The following is a 19,243-nucleotide window of genomic DNA, read 5'->3' as shown; positions in this document are numbered from 1 at the left end:
CGAAGTTCGTAAATCAAGGATGAGCGGATCTACCACCATCCGCTACGAATACCCATCTGGTCTTGTCAACGAGCAGAAAATTTCCTTGCGGTTAACATTGAAATCAACTAACAGTTGATAAAGGTATTGGAGGCGAGAAGGTGTATTGGGAATCCTATTTCATGCGGCTCGCCGAAATGGCCGGTACCAAATCCAAGGACAGTACCAAGGTTGGTGCCATCCTGGTCGGCAATTATCGTGACGTTCGTCTGACTGCCTTCAACGGCCCACCTCATCGTGTTGCCGATACCCCTGACCGGTTCGAGCGGCCCCGCAAGTACCTATTCGCCAGTCACGCCGAACAGAACCTCATCGCGTTCGCGGCCCGGGTCGGAATCCCGACCGACGGGTGCACAGTCTACACCACGAACTATCCATGCGCGGCCTGCGCACGCTCCCTCATCCAGGCCGGCATCACGAAGATCGTAACCCGACCCAACAAGACATCGATGCCGTCGGAAGAATTCGAGGCTGCACAGCAGATGCTCGAAGAGGCCGGCGTCGCTGTCTCCATTCAAGAATGAAAGGAACCATCCCATGGGAATGCTCGACGACGATCTCGCCGAAGGTATGCGCGACACACAACGCATTATGCGCGAGCAAGGGCTCAGTTACGAGGCCGCACGGGCTAAAGTGACCGGCGAAGGCTTGCCGCTGAGCGAACATCAGATTGACGGCCCGAGACCGGGTCAGGGGCTCAACGACTGGATCAATGAGCGCGTAGCAGAAGCCTCCGTTCCGGATTGGAACGGCAACGGGAAGGGGGCCTGGGTTCGTCCGGACATTGCGGCCGAACTTGCCCGCGCTGCCGTTGTGCTAGCCATAAGCCAGAAGGCCACGCTGATCGGCAACCTGGTCAACGAATGCCACAGCGCCTCGCGCAGGGCAGGGTGGTACAACGATCCTCGCACCGGCGCCGAACTGCCGCGCAACGTCGGCGAGATGCTGGCACTCATCCACAGTGAGGTCAGCGAAGCGCTCGAGGCGTATCGCAAGGATCTGATGGACGACAAGCTCCCGACCCGCAAGGGTATCGAGGTCGAGCTCGCCGACGCTGTGATCAGGATCTTCGATCTCGCCGGTTATCTCGGTCTGGACCTCGGCGGCGCGTACGTCGAGAAGCGGGCATACAACGAAACTCGCGCAGATCACCGACCGGAGAACCGCGCCAAGGCAGGCGGCAAGGCTTTCTAGCTCCATAAAATCAACCGACAGTGGAGTTTTGATATGAGCAAGAGCCGCTTGGTTGTGACCGACCACGCTCTGTTGCGGTACATCGAGAGGGCGATGAAGGTCGACATCCAGAGCATCCGTGCTCACCTCAGCAAGCAGGTCAAGCCGATCCACGATTGCGGCGCCAGCGGTGCTTGGGTGGACGGCGTTTGGGTGGTCCTGGAAGGCAATCGCCTGATCACGGTACTGCCGAACAAACCGTCCATCCTCTCCCGCTCGATGGATAGGAGTTTGCCACGATGAGCCGGGTTGTAATCGTTCATCGGCAGTTCGGAATCTACAATTGCTGCGACTCCGACATGGCCTATTTCACCTTGGCTGAGAATTTCAAATCCGGCGACGTGGCCGCGGTGTTCTCAAGCCGGGAGTTTGCCGAGAAGCTGATTGGCGATTGGGGTTTGTTTCCCGATCTGTCCGAATTTCAGTTCGTCCCGGTCAACACCAGAAACAACGTCGCGACGATCGTCGATCTGCGCTGGGCCGGCGTTATCTCCCCGGAGCAGTTTGCGCTTGTCGAGCGCAAGGACAGCAAGGCTACAGTGCATTGAGTAAACGACTACCCCTGACGACCCGGCAAATACGCGAAATCGAGCAGGCTCGCGCTGCCGGGTACACATACCAACAAATCTGCGAAGCCTTCGGGGTCTCGATGACAACCGCCATGCGGCACGGAGACCCGAAACATCGAGACAGGATCGAGCGGCACAACCAGCAGCGTTATGCAGCGCTCAGGGAATTCACCAGGCTGCGAAGAACCGATCGAGGAGAGCCTTGATGTCGACACTGAAAGAAGTGACTTCCCGCCAGGTCTCGGGCGACCATTACGCCGTCATGGGTATGAGCCCGTTCGAGTTCGCCCATCGCAACGGTTGGGATGCCACGGCATTTTCCATCCTGAAGTACCTTAGCCGTTATCGGCGCAAGGCCGGGCTTGTTGATCTCGAGAAGTCGCGCCACATCGTCGACATCAGGCAGACCTTGCTTGTCAGCTTCGGCAAGCCGCTCGTGCTAGCGGAGAATGCGCAGATGGTGACGATGGGTGCCTATATCCACGAGAACGACATCAATGTGGAGGATGGTACCGCCCTTCAGGCCCTCGATGCGTGGGTCCGCGGACTCGGATCGGCGACCGTGACAGCCGGCACGATCGATTTCCTGATCAGGCAGCAAAAAGCTCTTGCCATTTCGGCATAAAATCAACTATCAGTTTAATATTCAATCAAGAGGTAGCAAGATGTTCGTCATGCATGACATCCGCGACATCTATCGGGCCGCGATGCGCACTTTCATGGATATCCCACTCTTGGGGCCGTCGACGCGGGCGATCACGCATCGCGGGCGGATCATCCGCACCGTCCGGCCCAGACGTACTTCCAGGTACATGCCCCACCAGAATGCGCGCGAGTGTGCCCGCCGTGTCCGGCAGGGCAAGCACCTCGTCGCCTGAACACCCCCAAGCATCAACAGGAACCCCGCAATGAGCGATATCGATGACGAATTCGACGACATCCCGGCATCGAACCGGAAGACGAGCCGCAAGGACAACAACCCTCCCACTGATGCAACATCCGTTGCCTCCGACCAGTTGAAGTCCATCGTCGAGCGCATCGAGCGCCTCGAGGAGGACAAGAAGGCCATCGCCGACGATATCAAGGAGGTCTACGGAGAGGCCAAGGCGAACGGTTTCGATGTCTCTGTGCTCCGCAAGATCGTTCGCATGCGTAAGGTTGCGGCGGCCGAACGCGCGGAGGAGCAAGCCATTCTGGAGATCTATCTCCAGGCGCTCGGGATGGAGATCTGAGCGTGTCGATCGCGAGCACCGTCGTCGACCTGAACACCAAGGGTCTGTTGGTCAACAACCTGTTTCAGCGAAACGACGGTTGGTGGCAGTGCAACTTGCGTGAGGCAGGTCCGGCCGAGCGCGCGACGTTTAGGTGCTTTGCGGTCGGCCGCAACATCGAGGAAGCCTTGGTCGCCGCCAGTTCGGCCCCAGAAACCAAGGTGTTCCTCTCCAAGGACATGCCGGTCATCGCCGGCAAGCCTTCCCAGCAACACGGTTACGAGGATCTGCTGTGATGGAAATCATCTTGATCGGCGTGTGGTTCGTCGGTGCAGCTTTCAGCTTTGGCTTTTCGTGCGTCCGATATGAGCGCATGGATCCTACGGAGACCATAGCAGTCGCCATGCTCTGGCCTGTGGTCGTCTTGGGGTTCATCCCCGCTGTGATCGGCGGCATTGTCGCTGAAGCCATTAAGCCGTCGGAGGAAAAATGAGCACCTTCGACATCCTCGACATCATCATGGTTGTGCTCGTCGTCTACTTGGTCGGCTATGTCGTCAGCGCACTGGTGGCATTGTGGCTGTCATGGGGACCGCTGCGCGCAGTAGCGATCGGCATGCTCTGGTTCATGTTCTGGCCGCTCTACTTTCTGGCCCGGGCCGTCCAGAAGAATTCGGACCCGACCAAATGAGCGCGCCGCTTGAGGACACCCTGCGTGCGCTGGCGAAGAAGGGTGATTTGAACCACATCTCGCTCATTTTTGACCCGATAGTCGGCTTCAGTGCCATGTACCGCCCGGCAAGAAGTGGCGTCTCTGAGCACTTCGCCGACAAGGATCCGGTGAAGGCTGTTCTCGGCGCTGTCCACGGCCGCAAGAAGGCGGAACGTTTGGTGGCGAAAGCTGCTTCCGAGGCTGCGAAGCCCGCCGAACCTGCACCAGTACCGACCGCACCGACATCGGATTTCGAGGATCTGTTATGACCGAACGCGACATCAACGGCCATGTGATCGTTCTGCGCGACGCGCTTAAGCCGGCAATCCGTGCCGATCGTGAGATGACCGAGGCGGAACAGGAAATCGTCATCGACGCAGCCTTTGCATTGCTGGCAGGCTTCCTTGTCGACCTCAACCGGATTGCCGATGCCCAGGTGACTATCGCGTGGGCGAGCAGCACCATGGCGGCCAAGTGATGCAGATCCTCATTTACGACTGCAAGGAAGCCCCGCTGAACCTCCGCTTCTGTGCTCGCTTCATGAGTGGCGGCAAGATCATGCCGGTGACTGCTTATCGGCCAATCCGCGCCGAGGCCGAGGAGGTTGCCGAGGCTTTCCTGCAGACTGAGGTCGCGAAGCTGAAGGCATCCAAGGTCTCGAAGCCTAAACCCGCCACCGCGCCACTGCCGAGCGTCCAGACTCCCAAGCCGGCCGCCAGCGTCGTCAGTGATTTCGAGGATCTGCTGTGATCTATTCCGGTCCGTTCACCGGCCTGCGCCGCAACGGCTATTCGGTTATCCTGGCAGACCCGGCTTGGACCTTTGCCGTTCGATCGAAGAAGGGTGACGGCAGGAGTCCATCCAATCACTACGGCTGCATGTCGCTGGATGAAATCAAGGCGTTACCGGTCCGAGACCTTGCCGCCAAGAACTGTGTCCTCTTCATGTGGGTGATCGACACTCACCTTGAGATGGCTTTCGACGTGATCAAGGCTTGGGGGTTCAAATACAAGACTGTCGGCTTCTATTGGGCGAAGCAGAACCGTGACGGCAGTGATTTCACCGGCATGGGATATTGGACCCGGGCGAACCCTGAGCAGTCGCTCATGGCGACGATGTCAGAAGATGCCCACCAATGCTTGTTGAGCACGAACGGTGCCCCGAAGCGGGTGTCAAAGAAGGTGAGCCGTCTTATTCGCGCGCCGCGTCGTGAGCACTCGCGCAAGCCCGACGAGATCCACACCAGCATAGAAGAACTGGTCGCCGGACCCTACGTAGAACTGTTCGCGCGTAAGTCTCGGCCTGGCTGGGCAACATGGGGCAACGAAAGAACGAAGTTCGACAACCCCTTCGCCTACCTCCTGGACGGCGAAGCTTTACCCATGAAATCAACCGACAGTGGATTTGAGGATCTGCTCTGATGCGCGCCGTGCTCACTGTCCTGTTCCTGGTCGCAGTTTTCGTCGGCTTCAGCGTTGCCGCAGGTCACATCCGCATGAAGGCCACGCCGGTCGAGCCGACGAAGTGGCCGCCGCCAAAAACCGCCCACGCATGAAAGGCACCCCAATGACAACCACAGTGCTCGATGACGTCAACAGTCTCCGTCCGCTCCGAGTTGCCACCAACGGCAGGATCCGCAGCATCTACCTCAGCGGTCCGATGACCGGGTATCCGGAGCACAACTTCCCTGCGTTCCGGTACGCTGCCGCTTCGCTGCGCCGGGAAGGGCACACGGTCTACAATCCGTCGGAATATGGGTGGCCGGGCCTTCCGGAACTTTTCCCTGTCCGTGAAGCATTCGCAGCCTATAGCGACTTCATCTGCACTCGAGCCTGCTCGATCGTGCTACTGCCCGGCTGGCATGCATCCCTTGGGGTCAGCGCCGAGCTCGCGCTCGCTCGCAACTGCCGGCTGGACATCCTTGCATTTTACCCTGGCGAACCTGTCGACCTCCTCACCATATGCCCAGCCGCCGAATCCAAAACCCCTCGTGTCACGAAGGCGTCACGATGATTGATCGCATGTTCGATGAGATCGCTTTCACCTGCGACGCTTGCCCGGCTTCAACCGACTACGTCCCCAAAAGTCAGTTCGATGACCTGGTACGCGAGTCCAAGCTCGCCGGTTGGAAGATCACTCCGACCGACGATGGTTGGAGGCACCTTTGCAAGGAGTGCGCCAGCGAAACGGCGCTAGACCGAGCAAGAAGAAAATTTGGTCTAAAATAATAACGGGGATAACTTTTCAGAAAATGTGTCGAATTTGCAACACTTCGCATTGATTCAATGAATTAACAAAATGTAAATGTGACAAAATTTGGGCCACAGTTCTAAATGATCTCGTGAATTAACCTTATCGCTACGTCACGAGAACCATCTTGTCCATTTCACACCACGTTTTAAACACCATGCCGTTTGTCCAGGCTACATGCCGAGCCGGACTAGATCTGTGGTCTCCCCATACGACAGGTCGTTGGGGCCACGACACATCCACGGGTCGAGGTTATGCGAGCGCGCTGCTCGATCTCATCCGCTCTGAGGGCAACCCGATCCTGCTGGGGTGGGTCGTCCAGGCGATCATCGGCCGAGGAGACTTCGGCCCCGTTGAAATCGGTTTCTTCACGAAGCTGGCTGAAGCGACCGTGGCATCAAAGGGTGCTGGTCGCGAGGTAGAAGCCAATCGTGATGCCGGCGATGAGAGAGCCTGTGGCGATTGCGCACACCACATAGATCCAGTTTCGACCCGGCACGGACCCCGAAATTGTCCCTGGCGCCAGGAGCACGAGGGCACAGGCGCTGAAGATTGACCACGCCGTGAAAGCACTGACCGGGCTGTATAGCATCCAGTCCGGTCGACCGGCCCATCGGAAGGCGATGATCCAAACACGCTGGACGGCGATGGATGCTGCAAGGAAGAACAACCCGAGAGACAGCAGATCCTCGCCATCCTTCATGCCGCCCTTGAACGATCCGAGGGCGGCCGTCGCCCAGGTGATCGCAATCGCGACGGCTGAGCCGAGCACAAGACTCGAGGAAAGCTCGGTCATGGCATCGTAGCCGAGCCCGAAGAAAAGGGGCCAGAACGCCAGGAAGCCGACGAACATGAACCAGAAGGCTGAACTGCTGCGAAACCTTGACACGTCAGATTCCCCCTTGAACGCGCTTGAGTGTGTTTTCGGCGAGGGTGTGTCGTAGTTCCATCTGGCGGCGAGCGGCTTTGACGAGCACGTTATCCAACTTCTTCTGTAAGATGCGCTCGTGCTTCAGGGCGACAGGATCCAGAAAATCGCGAGCCTCGGCACCGGTCGGGTCACTTTCCTGTTCGTCGTGTGACTCTGTGTTCCGATGGAACAGGGACCAGATGAAGCTCATCATGCCGTCCTCTCTTTCAGGAGAGACATTACCGCGTCATAGCTCTTTACGAGTTCCGAAACGGCATTTATGGCAAGTTTCAGTTCCGAGACGCGCGCGTCGTGTAATTCCTTGTTGAGAGAACGCTCGGCGGCGAGTTCGGTTGCATGGCGGGCACGTTCTTGTGCCATTTGTTCATCAAACGCCTTGCGGGTTTGCTTTGCGTCACGCCACAAATAGACTATGATGGCCGACATCAGCATTACAGCTATGCCGAGAAGTCCCTGGGCCACCAGGTACTCGCCCGCAGTCTTCAGTGTTCCCGGGTCTGCGAGCATCCGCCATCAATCAATAGATGAATAATCAACGGATGAGAGGTATACCTCTCATACTCCCAGGCCGCAATCGTTTTCGCCCGTCAGGCTTCGTCGATGTAGACGTACTCGGTGCGGGAATCCCTGCGCCGACCCTCGGCTGTGAAGGTGAGTGTCTGCCACTCGTCGAGCTTCATGTCGTAGGCACCTTCGACCTTGAGGTGCACGTAAGGCATGAAGAGATTGCGGTTGCGTCCGTGGCGGTTCTGCGCGACGAACCGCAGCGAGCCGTGCAACTCGACCTTCGAGGAAATGATGCGGCGATAGCTCTGTTCGCCGACGTTGTAGGTGAGGACGAGTGCGGTCGCCATCGTTAGGTCCGGCGCGTTGTCCAGGACATATATACGGCCGGAGACTTCGTCGATCTCGAAGTTCGTCGTCAGGTCGATCGGCGTGCCGGACTTGTATGCTGCGATATCCGACAGCGCTCGCAGACCGGTGGGTGCGGCCGACGACATTCCAAGCTGGTAATAGAGTCCGCGGCGGACAATCAGTGTTTCACTTGCGGCACTCGCAGCCGACTGCAAGATCTCGATCGGATCGCCTCCGTACCAACGGGCGAGATTTTCAGTCGTGATGTTGTCGGTGCTGAACTTGACGGTGTGGGTTTCGTTCACGATCGGAGCTTCGACCGCTACTTTCTGCCCGCCGATTGAATCGTAGCTGGCAACGGTCGTGATGTCGCGCGTCTTCTGGAACTGCAAGGTGTTCCCGACATACGCTTCACCCTCGGAATCCATTGTTCCCGGGGCGAAGCGTCCGAAGAAGACGTCACCTTGGCCAAGGATGAGTTCTGTGTGCTCGACAGGCATATTGCACCCTCACTTCTTCTCGATTGTGCAAGCCTTGTCGTCCGGCTTGGCGTAGCATTCGCGGACCTGGTCGTACCAACGGCGGGACGCTTTCAGCCTACCGTTGGCCGATGACAGTGCTCGCAGCGCCCCTGCGGCCACGAGCCGGGCATCCTGACCCTCATGTATCGTCGGCGCAGACACCGGGCTCATGAGGTCAGGCGCCACGGGCAAATGACGTTCAATCGGAGGGGAGGAGTGAGCGCAGGCGACGCACGTCATCGCTATTGAGAGTGCAGCGAGTATCCGGCCGCTCGGCCAAAGCCTTCTCGTAGTCATCAATCTTGTCCTGGTTGGCGGCGGCGGTCTGCTCGATGTCGCGCTTTTCGTCATCGGCAATGGCGGCGAGAGCGTTCGCGATGTTCAGGTCCGCCTTGGTCGCGGCGATCTCGGCCTTCAGCGCTGCGACATTGTCGATGGCCGCTTGGTCACGCCGGCCGTAGACGTAGCTCCCGGCACAGGCTGCGATAGCCAAGCCGACAAGCACCACGGCCTGACCGAGTCGAGTCGACAGGAATGCAAGAGCGGCACCCATGTCAGATACCGGAAACGCAAAGCTCGGCCTCGCCGATGCGCGAGGTGTCACCCATCTCGCGTCGATTGACCAAGCCGATGATCATCCTGCCGCCTGCCTTGTTGAAGGCGGTCGCGGCGTTGCAACTGGCGACATACTGGCCTGCCTGGCCGAGACGCGCGGCCGTCGACTTGCACGCGTTACCGACGCCGATGTTCCACGACAGCGAAACCATCATTGCCTGCCACGCAACCGGCTTGGTTTCGAAGCCCGGGATGCAGCGCTTGAGGCCCGGGTAGAATTCGTTGGCGAGGCGACCCTGAAGACGGCGATCGCAGCCTGCGGGCGTCTCGACCATGCCGGGTGACACGTTCTTGGTATCGCCGTCGCAAATCGTCCACACTGGCGGCCGTGCGATCCGGTCGTAATAGGCGCGGAGCTCGCGCCCCTCCCACGGCTTGATCAACGTGGTGGCAGCGAGCACGACCGAGGATGGCATTGCCGGCTCACCTGACTTGGTGACGTACCAGACGCCTCCGATCGCCGTCGAGATCGACATCACGGCGGCGACAGCGGTCTTGGCCCGCTTACTCGACTGGATCTTTTGGGTCGGCATTGGAGACACCTTTCTGGGCCACGAGGCGGGCGAAAAACGCAGCAGCGACGGTCAGGCCGGTCACTGCCGAAAAGAGGGGTTGGGAAATTGGGAGGACGCCGCCGATGAGCGGCCAGGCGGCTTCGAAGCCCGATAAGATCGCGGCCACGAGCATGAGCCGGACGCTCCATGCCCTGCGCAGGATCACATGCCAGTTGTCGACGAGTTTCATAGAGCCGCCATCAGTTGATTTTACGTGTATATACCACTGTCAGTTGATTTTTACCACCAGTCGATGACGCAGCCGCCGTCGACACCGAAACCTTGAGGCGTGATCGAGTTCTGACCAGCCTTACCGAGGATGACAACGAGTGTTGCGTTGGGAAGAACTTGCGGATCACCAATGTCGAAAGTCTTCTCGACGTAACCGGCACCGCCGCCGCCCTTTTCAGACCCGTACCCTGAGGTGCCGAGCGACGGTACAGGTACGCCACGCGTCGGTGTGGCTGGAAGCCAGCCGACGGTCCCGGTCCCATTGACATCACCTCCGGTCCCAACGCCACCAGCGCCGCCGTCGGTGTTGCCCGATTTACCTTGTCCGCCCGTCGCCTTCATGCCTAGTGCATCGATCCTGGACTCTGTGCCGGCCGTGCCATAGGCACCACCCGCGCCGCCAATGACGCCGTCGGTGCGATTACCTCCACCACCTCCACCCGTCATGCGGATGCGCAACTTATTGAAAGTGGAAGGCAGCACCACATTGTGGGTACCGTTGGTCCACAACTCGATCGAGCCGGGCTCGACAGGTTGGATGGCCTTCATGAAATGATGGACGATCCTGCTCATGGGAAGCCTTCAGATTCCGAGCGTCGCACCGGCAATCCAGATTGCATCGGCCTGTTCAGCACTCATGTTCTGGGCAGTCAGGAAGGCCTCTACGAACCGGTGATGGCGGTGGAACTCCGTCACGCTGCTCAACAGCATCTCAGCTTCGAAACGATCGTCGACCGGCAACGTCGCGATGAAATCGACGAAAGGTTGGGGGAGGGTGCCGGTTCGAACTGCCGCCAAGGCATCGACCTGGGAAATTATCCCTTGCTTGGCTGCGATGGTGAAGAATTGCCAGCGAGAGAGTGTCTCGGGCACATTGGGAACATCGATCTCGACGTCATAGACGGTCTTGATTACGCCGTTCTCAAACAGATAACTCGGCTCGCCAACCCGGTGGAATCCTTCCGGTGCAACGAACGGCTCGACCACAGCGAGCCCGACTTCGTTCAAATCGGCGGCCGTCCACAGTTGTTCGATGTTTTCGGGATAAAGCACGCCGTCGTCATCAGGGAGGCGCTCACCGAGCCAGGGTTGCATGGTGTCAATTCGGAAAAGCATGGGGTTTCCTATCTCAATGCCATAGCGACGCCTGAATACGGGCTGACGCTGGTACTCGGTGTTGCAGTGATCGAGACGCTGCCACCGCTTGCCGATTGCAGACTCGCGCCGCTATGACGGGCCTGCGTCGAGCCAATCACCGCATCTACGTCCTCCGTGAGACCGGTCCACGACCATGAATAGGCGCCGGTTTGATAGCCAAGCGCATATCCGAACATCAGGGCGCCGGCCGACACGCCGCTCATGGATAGATTCAGGGGGCTCGTGCCGGTGCTGGCCGTCGCGACGGGAGTCAAGCTCTTCAGCTTTTTGGCTGACCAAACCGTACAGCTTGCGCGAACCATTGCGGCACTGAAGGTCACTGTAACATTGGCAGTGGTATTGCTGCCAAGCGGAGGCACGGTGATGACGTAGAACGCCGCCGTAGCGAAGGAATTGGCTTCGAGACGCACTTTCTGAACGCCCGATATGGCGTTCCAAACCACCGACGAAATCGTGCGGGTCGCTGCCGACATACCGCCTACTGCGACAATGAGGTACTGCGTTTCGGTCGAGGCCGGCACAGTGGCGCTGAAGCTATATGCCGACGCACCCGCCGAACTGCTAGCTGAGCCGAGGAGGCTGTAGCTCGGAAGCGATTTCCGTTTGCGGACGCGTGCGATCAAGCCTGGGAGCATCAGCCCAGCCCACTTGCGCTAATCGAAAGCTGAATTTCGTTCGTTGCCGTGCAGCGCCAGTCGATGATCGTGATTGCGTTCGCAGCGCTGGCAATAGCCTCGGCAGTCTGGCCGTCCCACTTGTAATAGGAACCGTAGGCAAGGGTGCGCCCGCCCGTGGCGTCTTGCTTGATCCGGAAAAAACCCGTTTCTCCGACAAACGGAGCGTTGGATGGGTTCGCCAATGTGGCGTTGGTTGACAGAGACGCTAGCTCGAAATTCCAGCCAGCGGCGAAATCCGGCGTGATGGTTGAACCGGATACCAAGTTGACGACGGCCGCCGCCGCTCGCGCTTTGTCGGCGGTTATGACTTTGTCAACAGTGCCGGCTGCAAGTTCGGCCGCCGTGCCGATGTTCTTCGAAGCGGCACTGCCAAGCGTCGGTTTGTTGTCCAGCGCATTGTAGTCGGTCGTGCCGGCCGGCCCGGTTGAGCCCGTGTCACCCTTGTCGCCCTTCGGGCCAGTGGCGCCCGTCGCGCCGGTCGAGCCCGTGTCGCCTTTCGGGCCCTGGATGCCTTGGTCACCCTTCAGACCCTGAGGGCCTTGGTCACCTATATCACCCTTCGGGCCCTGGATGCCCTGGTCACCTTGGGGCCCTTCGTCCCCCTGATCACCCTTAGGACCGGTCGGCCCGGCCGGGCCGATGTCGCCGGTATCGCCTTTGTCACCCTTGCCGAACGGGATACCAGCGGACCAACCGGATACACCCTGACGGATGTACAGGTTACCTACATCCGTCGCTAAGAATGAAAAGCCAGCCGCCGCGCCATCGTAAGTTGAGCGGTCAGCAAGCAAACCGGTCGCATCGACGGTGAACGCTTCGCCGCGGTCACCCTTGTCACCCTTTGGACCCGTAGCACCGGTTGCACCTGTTGCGCCCGTCGATCCCGTATCGCCTTTGTCGCCCTTTGGCCCCTGCGATCCCGTATCGCCTTTGTCGCCCTTGGGCCCCTGTGCGCCAGTATTACCCTGTGGACCTTGCGCGCCGGTCGCGCCGGTCGCGCCCGTTGCACCGGCCGGCCCCGGGTCGCCGCTGTCTCCCTTGTCACCCATCGGGTATACGTTGAGAGACATGATCGTGTCGGCACCGGGAACGCCGCTGACGCCGATCACCTCAAGCGGAATGGTGCGATAGGATCCGGCGCCGATTGGCACACCGTACCGGCACATGATCCATGTGGTGACGTCGGTCGTGTCGACGAGATGCAGAAAACCCTTGTTGCTGGTCGTAGACGTCGCAATGACGGCAAGCCAAGGCGCAACGTCGTTGCCTTTGGAATCGGTGGTTGAGATCAGCAGGAAGGTGGCGGATTCCGCGTCGATATTGTCGAGCCGGAACTTGCCGCTGCCCGGATCGCCTGATGTGGCATTCGGGTCATATTCGAACGTGAACGACGCCGTGTACCCCTCGCGCGGCATGAAGGAATCCGCACGGATGACTGCGAACTTGTCGTCCTCGGTCGCGCCCGTCGGATCATAGACCGGCATGAGTTCATTGCCGTTTATGACCGCCTTCGGGGTTTTCGTGCTGACTTCCATCACTCACCTCGGTAGGGGAAGCGAGCGCGGATGTCGGCAATCTTGTCGATCCAATCGGATCGCTTGGCCTCGCCGCGCTGAAACTTCATGAAGAGCGGGTCGGCCTCGGCAACCATCGCCTCGGCACGAGCCTGCTTTTGGATGGCATTGAAGGCCGCATCGGATTTTTCCTGCTCTTCATCCGTCATTGGACGAACGTTGCGCGCCAGGCTGAAACCCCGCTTCGGATGGTACGCCGCCGTGATGTCACCGATGACCTGGGTGGCCGGGTCGGCATCCGGAACAATGGAGGTCACTTCATGCCAGCCGTGCCTCTCGTGGTCCTCCTGCGAAAGCAGATGGAAGCCGGTCATGTTGCCGAATTCGGTGGGCAAGCTATCGCGCACCTCGGCAACGGTGTTGCCCTTGAGTCTGACGTAGCGGGTGACCCTCATTGCTGTCCTCAGGTGTACTTGCCGAAGACGGTAGCGCCGCCGTCGTGGGTCCAAAAGATCATGAAGTCAGTGCCGAGCGCGCGCGGCGAGCGAACGGGTGTCGACTGGAACGTACCGTCGGCCTTGCACCACTGAATGGCGGGCCAATTGATCGTGCCGGTTCCACCATTGACGAGCTCGAGGAACATGTCCCCGACTACTCCTGCAGCCGGCCAGCCGGTAAAGGCGATCGTGAGCGCGCCGCCCACGGTGAGTTTCTTGGCCGATCCGCGACCGCGATCGAGCGTCACGGTCCCGGTCAGGATCGTGCCGTGATCGACATAGCTTTCCGTGTAATCGCCGTTCGGAATCGCCCACTTCGCACCGTCAAAGGTGAGAGCCCGGTTCTGCTGCGACTTGATTTTGGCGGTCCAGCCGGTCTTCGGCGTGACCATGTACCAGGCGCCGTTATCGCGAATGGCGATCTTGGTATCGTTGACGCCGCCACTGACAATATAGATCACACCGTCGGTCGGCGAGGCAGGTAGCGCTCCTATATCATCAACTGTCAGTTGAGAAATAGCCGAAGCCAACAGGAGGTTTACGTTCATCCACACGTCCCACTCGCCGGCGCCCCGGTCGGCGTAGGCTTGCAGTCCCAAACCCGGTAAGACCCTCGGGTCTGCGCTCATCGGTGATCTCCGTGGATTCCGTAACGTAAGCTATGTAGCATAGACATGGCAGTGAAGCCACATCCTCAGGTTCCGTAATCGATGCCGTAGCGGATGCCCCAGCCGGAAGGGCTCAACTGTATGAGGATTCGCCTCACGACAGTTGAAAGTGACTGGAAACCATCACGCTCCGAGAAGATTTTGACGTAGAAGGCAGTGTCCACCAGGACGATTCCGAAATCGGCCATCGGGATATGGAACGACGTTCCGGTGATCCCGCTGTAGTCCTGGATGATGGTCTCCATGTCCTCCGCGACCAACTGAATGCGCGTCGTCTGGCCGTCCTCCGGAAGCACGTCGCCGTCGGTCCAGCGCAATACCGTCGAGGTTTCCTGAAGGCGGTTGCGCCGGCTCCAGGTGAGGTCAAGGCCGTCGGCCGCAGACGCCAGCACGGTCAGCGTTTCATCCTTGCCGTTGAGCTTCACGTTCGCCGGCCGGTAGGGAAGGTAGATACGATCGCTGAGGGTGACGGTCTGCACCGGCGCGTTCTCAATCTCGAGCTGATCGATCGAGGTCTTCGGCAGGAGCTTGTAGTTGACCGTTTCGCCATCGGAGCGGGCTGTGCCGTCATTCACGGTCGAGCGAGGGTCCATGACCCAAATGCGGGCACCGGCGCCCCAAGCGAGCGGGATGGTATCCAACACGCCGCGACGCAGGATGAAAGATGACTCCGACAATTCCTCGACGGCGCACATCTCGAAAACCGTCGGATCATCCGGGTTTTCAATCAGCACCGTGAACCCGACCTCAGGATTGCGGCCGCTATAGGAACTGACGGGATAGATGTTCGACTGGTACTCCACCGGCAGCGACGACGACAGCACGCCGTAGCCTTGCTTGTCGACCGAGCACACGCTGATGAAACGCATGTTGCCTACGATGTCGGTCTGGAGTGCGGCGACATCGATCGTCTTGACGTCCGACTCGTGCGAGCCGCCAAGGATTAGAGCTCGGCACTCGGGATACTCGATCGCCTGGGCGAGGTTGTCGCCCATGCCGGTCGCCAGCAAATAGTAAGGCGCGGTGTCCAGCCTGCTATAGGGCAGGGGCTCTGCCTCGCTGCTGGGGTCGGTCCACTGCGTCGGCGGGGCCGTGTACACCGCATCGGCGAAACCAAAGATGTCCTCGGTGACGGACAGGACAATGCCGGGCGTACCCGGGACGCCGTATTCCACGGAGGCCACGCGCACGTAGGCCGTCTCGATGCCTTTCGAGGGCCAGTGGAACCGAAAGACGTCGCCCGCCTTGGTTGCCCAGAAGCTGTGATCCACAGTGATCGTCGCTCCGAAGAGCGGCGTGGCCGCGTTCTGAACGTCGCGCTCGGCGAGCCTGGACGCCAGATCGGCATCGCGAACGCCGTAGTAATTCCTCGAGTCCGAGACGATCGCGCCTTGGATCTGGATATTGAAGTCGGCGTGCGCGGTGACCGTCGCATCCTGCTCGGTCTCGGGATCGGTGTAAGTCACCACGATCTCATTGACGGTTTCACCCCAACTTTTGCGTTGGAAGTCCGTCATGGTCGCGTTGTCTGGCGAGATAGTGCGAAGGTTGTCCTCGTCGTAGTCCTTGCGCAGCAGCCTCAGATAGAAAAGCCCGGTACGCGGATCTAGACCGATCGATCCGGAAATATGGTCGAGGATCTCGCCGACAAAATCCTCGATCGTCGCCGACGCCGTCCACTGCAGCGATATGCCGAACTCCTCGTCGCGCAACGTCTGGGCGGACAGGAGGAAGGAGTCGACGTCGAGGATATAAGGACTCGCCCCCATGCCCCAATCGACGTTGGTCAGGCACTCATAGATGATGTGGGCCGGATTGGCGTTCTCCCCGATCATGGAGTTGGAATCGAGGCCGCGCGGCTTGCGGGTGACGTTGGTCCAGACCGACGGGACATTCGGATTGTTCGACCCCCACTTCCACCCATTGAAGGTCTTGTTTCCTTTGACCGTGCCGCCGACGCCGATTATCTCGCCAAACGCCTTGCCGAAGGAGTTGGCAACGGCGCTCGCCGAGTCGACGCCACGGAAGAAGAGGGCGCAGATGCCCCGGAAGCCCGGGAGTTCGTTCGGATCGCCGACGGGGGAGAAGTCGCCAATATCAGTCGCGGGTTTGGTGTTTGCCAGTCGGACGGCGGCATTCTGCGTCAACAGTTGCGTGTCGGTACCAAGGTAACCTTCGACCACGCCGACGACGCCGCCACCCTCCTTGTCGCCGCCAAACAGGCCGGGCATCGAAACGTTCTGCGACATGTTGGTCGACATCTTGGAGAAGACGGCAACCTTCTTTTCCGAAATCCATATGGCGTTGATGGAATCCACCGGCCCGCGGCAGATCGCGTAGTGGATCGAGAGGTAGTAATCGGCAACCTGCGTTTGAGCTTGACCCTTGCCGCTCTTACCCATTGGTTTCGCTCCGCAGCTTTAGGGTGTGTTCGATGACCTGGACGGCATGGGCATCACCGGTTTCGAGCAGTACGCGAGCCGAGACACCTTCCTTGAAGGCTTTCCGGACATCGAAGCCGCGTCGCTCGAACCACATCTTCACCCCGGCCGGGCAATGACCCGCATTGCGGATGTCCCGCATGGTGATGATCAGACCGTCGATGTCTTCGTCCTTGAAGTCTGCCATCAGTTCACGAACCTCGTGACGACGCGCTTGTCGCCGTACCAAAGGATGTTCGGCCCCTGGACGGTCAGAGTGCCGAATACGACAGGGATAGGTCGGCCTGCCTCGACTGTGGGATTTTCCAGGTCGGTGGCGGCAGTAGGCCGTTGCTTCTTCGCCTTCGGCATGATCGCGTAACTGATCACCTGAAGCGCAAGGCCAATCAGAAGGCTGATGAGAAAATTCATCGAATTACCTTACGTGAATATGGTCACGTTATTGATAGGATTTGTTTTCGGAATCCACAAGCATCCACGGTAATTATTGATGTTGTTGTGGATGTTCTTGCAATCCGCGACATCATGCTTGCAGCCTGGGAAGACCGAAACGCTCAGTCCGACGGTGTCGGCATCGATCAACCCGGAGAGCTTCAGCGTCACCGAGCCGCCACTTCTGGTGATGCCGTAGATGCTTCGGGTCTGGAAACGATCCTTCCTGTCCGTCCACTCCACCATGCCCTTTTGAAAAGCGCTGTCAGGCAGATCAAATGCGGGGGAGGGGGTGACGGTCATCAGATTGCCACCGGGAACCGCGGCAACCGTGCCTGGGCGCGCAATCTTCGCGGCCTTGCAGGTCGAACCGTAGAGATGGACTCGGCACCCGTACTGGTAGTTCCCCTGCAACCCGGGCCGCTGCATTGACAGGCTGATCGGGTCGCAACTCAGGGTCGCCAGGATGTCGTTTTCGTCCTCCGCACAATTGAGGACGCGTCCGGTCCAGGATGCGAGGAACTGCTTGTCCCTGTCTTCAGAGTGACCTTGAAAGATCACGAGGTTGATCACGTAGCTCGGCGGGAAGGCCCGAAACAGCGCCGGGATTTCGAGATCCTGACCCATGAAAATCTTCAGCGAACTCTTGTCCATGGTTCCGCTGATGATGATCTTGTCGCTTTTAATCGGCACGGACTTGTAGATTACATTGGTGCCGAAAGGACCGGGGATCACAATGTCCTGTTCTGCATTGGTGTAATAGAAAAAGTCGGTCGCCTTCGGCCCAATCTGGAAACGAAACAACTGAATCGGTGAGCCGTTACGACGACTCTCTTCGTAACGATCGAAGCTCATCAGGCAATCTCCACGGGATTTGTTGCGATCACGACCGGCGAGCCGTTGATGTAAAGCTGGTCAGGATCATCGAAGGCGTCGTCATCCAACGAACGGGTCGTCAGGTCGAAGGTCGCCACCTCCTCGCTCTGCCAGGCGATCGAGAGGATGTCGGTGGCAAACCGGCACCGCGGAAGCCAGCAAACCATATCAACGTCGGCAGCGAGCAAGCCGGCCGGCAGAGGTAGGGTAAAATTGATCTGCGTGGCCTGGTCCAGAACGACCGGCACCATGCTATCGATCTGCACCGGCACGATCGTACCGGTGCGCGTGATGAAACAAAGATTGCCGAAGCCAGGGACGCCATTCAGCGTCGACACGTCCGTGGTCTTCACCTTGATCGAGGTCGCGCCGGTGGCGAACGGTTCACTCAGGGTGAGGTCGTTCTCCCATGAAGGTTGAAAGAACGCTCCGCGTTGCCCCTTTGCCCGGAAGAAGAAGCGCCGGACGTCTTCCGCATCGGACCGGGTCCGAGCGAGATACGTCGCCTTCATGGTCTTCACAGGGAACTGGTTCGGCATGAAGGTTTTGATCCGACCGAAGTCGAAGTCGAGCAGGTCAACCTTCACCTCGTTGCCGATCTCGATCGCCGACGCCCAATTCGGGCGTAGCGTCAGTACCTCGAGGCCGAGGTGTGAGAGCGGTCCACCCCTGATGCTGTAGTCCAGGCCGGCGTCACCATAGATTTCAGTGGCGGGGTCCACGGCGAAATCTATGGCATACTCGCTCACGTCGTCGGTCGTACGCTTAGACGCCAAGGTGGTTGACAGTCTCCCGAGCCGGAGCGGAAACAGCCGGCCGTTGGTACCGCCATTATCGAGGCCGACGAGAACATGCACGGTGTTGCCTGAGACCGAGACCACTTCGGCGGCGCGGCTGTTGTTGCCGATCTTCAAGCCGACGAATGCGCCCGTAACCAGCCACCCCGGTACTGAATCGACCGTGAAAGTGTCGCCGAAATTTGGAACATTCGAGGTGATGTTGACGAAGTCGGTCAGTTCCGGAATGGCAAACCGCAGACCTTGGTTGTAGGCGATCTTGGTCTTGAGGGCGCGCAGGGTGTCGCCGTACGGATTGCTGGTGTAGGAAAGCGTCTTGCGAGGCGACATGCGCGCGGCGCGTCGCTGCTCGAGTCCGGAGCGCGACGTCAGGATATCCGTTTTGAACTCGTATGCGACTGTATACGTCGACGACCAGTTCGGCAGGATCTCGATATATTTGACGTCGCTCGGCAGGCTCATG

At 59.3% G+C, this 19,243-nt stretch carries 34 protein-coding genes; 16 read left to right on the top strand and 18 right to left on the bottom strand.

Going from position 1 to position 19,243, the window contains the following annotated elements:
* Positions 1 to 140 precede the first annotated feature (140 nt).
* The 16 genes from AC6H34_RS26895 (at position 141) to AC6H34_RS26820 (ending at position 5,776) form a co-directional block, all read left to right on the top strand.
* Complete coding sequence (locus tag AC6H34_RS26895; RefSeq protein WP_497540856.1) at positions 141 to 563, top strand: deoxycytidylate deaminase; 423 nt, start codon at positions 141 to 143, stop codon at positions 561 to 563.
* 13 nt (positions 564 to 576) lie between these two features.
* Entirely contained in the window at positions 577 to 1,233 is a 657-nt protein-coding gene (locus AC6H34_RS26890; RefSeq protein WP_497540855.1) for a hypothetical protein, read from the top strand.
* Between the two features lie 33 nt (positions 1,234 to 1,266).
* Positions 1,267 to 1,515 carry a hypothetical protein gene (locus AC6H34_RS26885; protein WP_497540854.1) on the top strand — a complete coding sequence of 83 codons (249 nt, stop codon included), beginning with the start codon at positions 1,267 to 1,269 and terminating at the stop codon, positions 1,513 to 1,515.
* Positions 1,512 to 1,820, top strand: coding sequence for a hypothetical protein (locus tag AC6H34_RS26880; RefSeq protein ID WP_497540853.1), 309 nt, complete (start codon positions 1,512 to 1,514; stop codon positions 1,818 to 1,820). Before AC6H34_RS26885 ends, AC6H34_RS26880 begins: the two co-directional genes overlap by 4 nt.
* A gap of 226 nt (positions 1,821 to 2,046) precedes the next feature.
* A complete protein-coding gene (locus AC6H34_RS26875) occupies positions 2,047 to 2,466 on the top strand; it encodes a DUF3310 domain-containing protein (protein WP_497540852.1) in 420 nt (139 codons plus the stop codon).
* A gap of 40 nt (positions 2,467 to 2,506) precedes the next feature.
* On the top strand, positions 2,507 to 2,719 hold the full coding sequence (locus AC6H34_RS26870) for a hypothetical protein (protein ID WP_497540851.1): 213 nt from the start codon (positions 2,507 to 2,509) through the stop codon (positions 2,717 to 2,719).
* A 30-nt stretch (positions 2,720 to 2,749) separates the two neighbouring features.
* Positions 2,750 to 3,073 carry a DUF2312 domain-containing protein gene (locus tag AC6H34_RS26865; RefSeq protein ID WP_497540850.1) on the top strand — a complete coding sequence of 108 codons (324 nt, stop codon included), beginning with the start codon at positions 2,750 to 2,752 and terminating at the stop codon, positions 3,071 to 3,073.
* A gap of 2 nt (positions 3,074 to 3,075) precedes the next feature.
* Positions 3,076 to 3,348, top strand: coding sequence for a hypothetical protein (locus tag AC6H34_RS26860; protein ID WP_497540849.1), 273 nt, complete (start codon positions 3,076 to 3,078; stop codon positions 3,346 to 3,348).
* Positions 3,348 to 3,545, top strand: a complete 198-nt coding sequence (locus tag AC6H34_RS26855) for a hypothetical protein (RefSeq protein WP_497540848.1) — start codon at positions 3,348 to 3,350, stop codon at positions 3,543 to 3,545. Before AC6H34_RS26860 ends, AC6H34_RS26855 begins: the two co-directional genes overlap by 1 nt.
* Positions 3,542 to 3,742 (top strand): hypothetical protein, encoded by a 201-nt coding sequence (locus AC6H34_RS26850; RefSeq protein WP_497540847.1) that lies wholly within the window; start codon positions 3,542 to 3,544, stop codon positions 3,740 to 3,742. Before AC6H34_RS26855 ends, AC6H34_RS26850 begins: the two co-directional genes overlap by 4 nt.
* Complete coding sequence (locus AC6H34_RS26845) at positions 3,739 to 4,032, top strand: hypothetical protein (protein ID WP_497540846.1); 294 nt, start codon at positions 3,739 to 3,741, stop codon at positions 4,030 to 4,032. The genes AC6H34_RS26850 and AC6H34_RS26845 overlap by 4 nt, the downstream gene beginning before the upstream one ends.
* Positions 4,029 to 4,241, top strand: coding sequence for a hypothetical protein (locus tag AC6H34_RS26840; RefSeq protein ID WP_497540845.1), 213 nt, complete (start codon positions 4,029 to 4,031; stop codon positions 4,239 to 4,241). The genes AC6H34_RS26845 and AC6H34_RS26840 overlap by 4 nt, the downstream gene beginning before the upstream one ends.
* Positions 4,211 to 4,513 (top strand): hypothetical protein, encoded by a 303-nt coding sequence (locus AC6H34_RS26835; protein ID WP_497540844.1) that lies wholly within the window; start codon positions 4,211 to 4,213, stop codon positions 4,511 to 4,513. The genes AC6H34_RS26840 and AC6H34_RS26835 overlap by 31 nt, the downstream gene beginning before the upstream one ends.
* A complete protein-coding gene (locus AC6H34_RS26830; RefSeq protein WP_497540843.1) occupies positions 4,510 to 5,184 on the top strand; it encodes an MT-A70 family methyltransferase in 675 nt (224 codons plus the stop codon). Before AC6H34_RS26835 ends, AC6H34_RS26830 begins: the two co-directional genes overlap by 4 nt.
* Positions 5,184 to 5,318 (top strand): hypothetical protein, encoded by a 135-nt coding sequence (locus tag AC6H34_RS26825; RefSeq protein ID WP_497540842.1) that lies wholly within the window; start codon positions 5,184 to 5,186, stop codon positions 5,316 to 5,318. The genes AC6H34_RS26830 and AC6H34_RS26825 overlap by 1 nt, the downstream gene beginning before the upstream one ends.
* An 11-nt stretch (positions 5,319 to 5,329) precedes the next feature.
* Positions 5,330 to 5,776 (top strand): DUF4406 domain-containing protein, encoded by a 447-nt coding sequence (locus AC6H34_RS26820; protein ID WP_497540841.1) that lies wholly within the window; start codon positions 5,330 to 5,332, stop codon positions 5,774 to 5,776.
* 634 nt (positions 5,777 to 6,410) lie between these two features.
* Here AC6H34_RS26820 and AC6H34_RS26815 read toward each other — a convergent pair.
* The 18 genes from AC6H34_RS26815 to AC6H34_RS26730 all read right to left on the bottom strand — a co-directional run bounded on the left by AC6H34_RS26815 (position 6,411) and on the right by AC6H34_RS26730 (position 19,242).
* Positions 6,411 to 6,902 carry a hypothetical protein gene (locus AC6H34_RS26815; RefSeq protein WP_497540840.1) on the bottom strand — a complete coding sequence of 164 codons (492 nt, stop codon included), beginning with the start codon at positions 6,900 to 6,902 and terminating at the stop codon, positions 6,411 to 6,413.
* A gap of 1 nt (position 6,903) precedes the next feature.
* Positions 6,904 to 7,137 (bottom strand): hypothetical protein, encoded by a 234-nt coding sequence (locus AC6H34_RS26810; protein WP_497540839.1) that lies wholly within the window; start codon positions 7,135 to 7,137, stop codon positions 6,904 to 6,906.
* The gene (locus AC6H34_RS26805) at positions 7,134 to 7,451 is read right to left on the bottom strand and encodes a hypothetical protein (protein WP_497540838.1); all 318 of its coding nucleotides are present in this window, start codon (positions 7,449 to 7,451) and stop codon (positions 7,134 to 7,136) included. Before AC6H34_RS26805 ends, AC6H34_RS26810 begins: the two co-directional genes overlap by 4 nt.
* Positions 7,452 to 7,531: 80 nt before the next feature.
* Positions 7,532 to 8,299: a phage tail tube protein gene (locus AC6H34_RS26800; RefSeq protein WP_497540837.1), complete on the bottom strand. Its 768-nt coding sequence runs from the start codon at positions 8,297 to 8,299 to the stop codon at positions 7,532 to 7,534.
* Positions 8,300 to 8,519: 220 nt separating this feature from the next.
* Positions 8,520 to 8,873, bottom strand: a complete 354-nt coding sequence (locus AC6H34_RS26795) for a hypothetical protein (RefSeq protein WP_497540836.1) — start codon at positions 8,871 to 8,873, stop codon at positions 8,520 to 8,522.
* Between the two features lies 1 nt (position 8,874).
* Complete coding sequence (locus AC6H34_RS26790; protein WP_497540835.1) at positions 8,875 to 9,468, bottom strand: lysozyme; 594 nt, start codon at positions 9,466 to 9,468, stop codon at positions 8,875 to 8,877.
* A complete protein-coding gene (locus AC6H34_RS26785) occupies positions 9,440 to 9,679 on the bottom strand; it encodes a DUF7940 domain-containing protein (RefSeq protein ID WP_497540834.1) in 240 nt (79 codons plus the stop codon). The genes AC6H34_RS26790 and AC6H34_RS26785 overlap by 29 nt, the downstream gene beginning before the upstream one ends.
* A 50-nt stretch (positions 9,680 to 9,729) precedes the next feature.
* Complete coding sequence (locus AC6H34_RS26780) at positions 9,730 to 10,293, bottom strand: hypothetical protein (protein WP_497540833.1); 564 nt, start codon at positions 10,291 to 10,293, stop codon at positions 9,730 to 9,732.
* Positions 10,294 to 10,302: 9 nt separating this feature from the next.
* Positions 10,303 to 10,836 carry a hypothetical protein gene (locus AC6H34_RS26775; protein ID WP_497540832.1) on the bottom strand — a complete coding sequence of 178 codons (534 nt, stop codon included), beginning with the start codon at positions 10,834 to 10,836 and terminating at the stop codon, positions 10,303 to 10,305.
* An 8-nt stretch (positions 10,837 to 10,844) separates the two neighbouring features.
* Positions 10,845 to 11,351 carry a hypothetical protein gene (locus AC6H34_RS26770; protein WP_497540831.1) on the bottom strand — a complete coding sequence of 169 codons (507 nt, stop codon included), beginning with the start codon at positions 11,349 to 11,351 and terminating at the stop codon, positions 10,845 to 10,847.
* 161 nt (positions 11,352 to 11,512) lie between these two features.
* Positions 11,513 to 13,090: a collagen-like domain-containing protein gene (locus AC6H34_RS26765; RefSeq protein WP_497540830.1), complete on the bottom strand. Its 1,578-nt coding sequence runs from the start codon at positions 13,088 to 13,090 to the stop codon at positions 11,513 to 11,515.
* On the bottom strand, positions 13,090 to 13,524 hold the full coding sequence (locus tag AC6H34_RS26760) for a hypothetical protein (RefSeq protein ID WP_497540829.1): 435 nt from the start codon (positions 13,522 to 13,524) through the stop codon (positions 13,090 to 13,092). The genes AC6H34_RS26765 and AC6H34_RS26760 overlap by 1 nt, the downstream gene beginning before the upstream one ends.
* An 8-nt stretch (positions 13,525 to 13,532) precedes the next feature.
* Positions 13,533 to 14,195, bottom strand: coding sequence for a DUF2793 domain-containing protein (locus tag AC6H34_RS26755; protein WP_497540828.1), 663 nt, complete (start codon positions 14,193 to 14,195; stop codon positions 13,533 to 13,535).
* 65 nt (positions 14,196 to 14,260) lie between these two features.
* Positions 14,261 to 16,636, bottom strand: coding sequence for a phage tail protein (locus AC6H34_RS26750; RefSeq protein WP_497540827.1), 2,376 nt, complete (start codon positions 16,634 to 16,636; stop codon positions 14,261 to 14,263).
* Positions 16,629 to 16,862: a hypothetical protein gene (locus AC6H34_RS26745; RefSeq protein ID WP_497540826.1), complete on the bottom strand. Its 234-nt coding sequence runs from the start codon at positions 16,860 to 16,862 to the stop codon at positions 16,629 to 16,631. Before AC6H34_RS26745 ends, AC6H34_RS26750 begins: the two co-directional genes overlap by 8 nt.
* On the bottom strand, positions 16,862 to 17,086 hold the full coding sequence (locus tag AC6H34_RS26740) for a hypothetical protein (RefSeq protein WP_497540825.1): 225 nt from the start codon (positions 17,084 to 17,086) through the stop codon (positions 16,862 to 16,864). Before AC6H34_RS26740 ends, AC6H34_RS26745 begins: the two co-directional genes overlap by 1 nt.
* Before the next feature lie 9 nt (positions 17,087 to 17,095).
* Positions 17,096 to 17,962, bottom strand: a complete 867-nt coding sequence (locus AC6H34_RS26735; protein ID WP_497540824.1) for a phage BR0599 family protein — start codon at positions 17,960 to 17,962, stop codon at positions 17,096 to 17,098.
* Positions 17,962 to 19,242, bottom strand: coding sequence for a hypothetical protein (locus AC6H34_RS26730; protein ID WP_497540823.1), 1,281 nt, complete (start codon positions 19,240 to 19,242; stop codon positions 17,962 to 17,964). The genes AC6H34_RS26735 and AC6H34_RS26730 overlap by 1 nt, the downstream gene beginning before the upstream one ends.
* Position 19,243: the final 1 nt, after the last annotated feature.

It is taken from the genome of Labrys sp. ALF-8 (assembly GCF_059699065.1).
The sequence above is the reverse complement of the archived record's forward strand: the minus strand, read 5'-3'. Positions and strand labels throughout refer to the sequence as shown.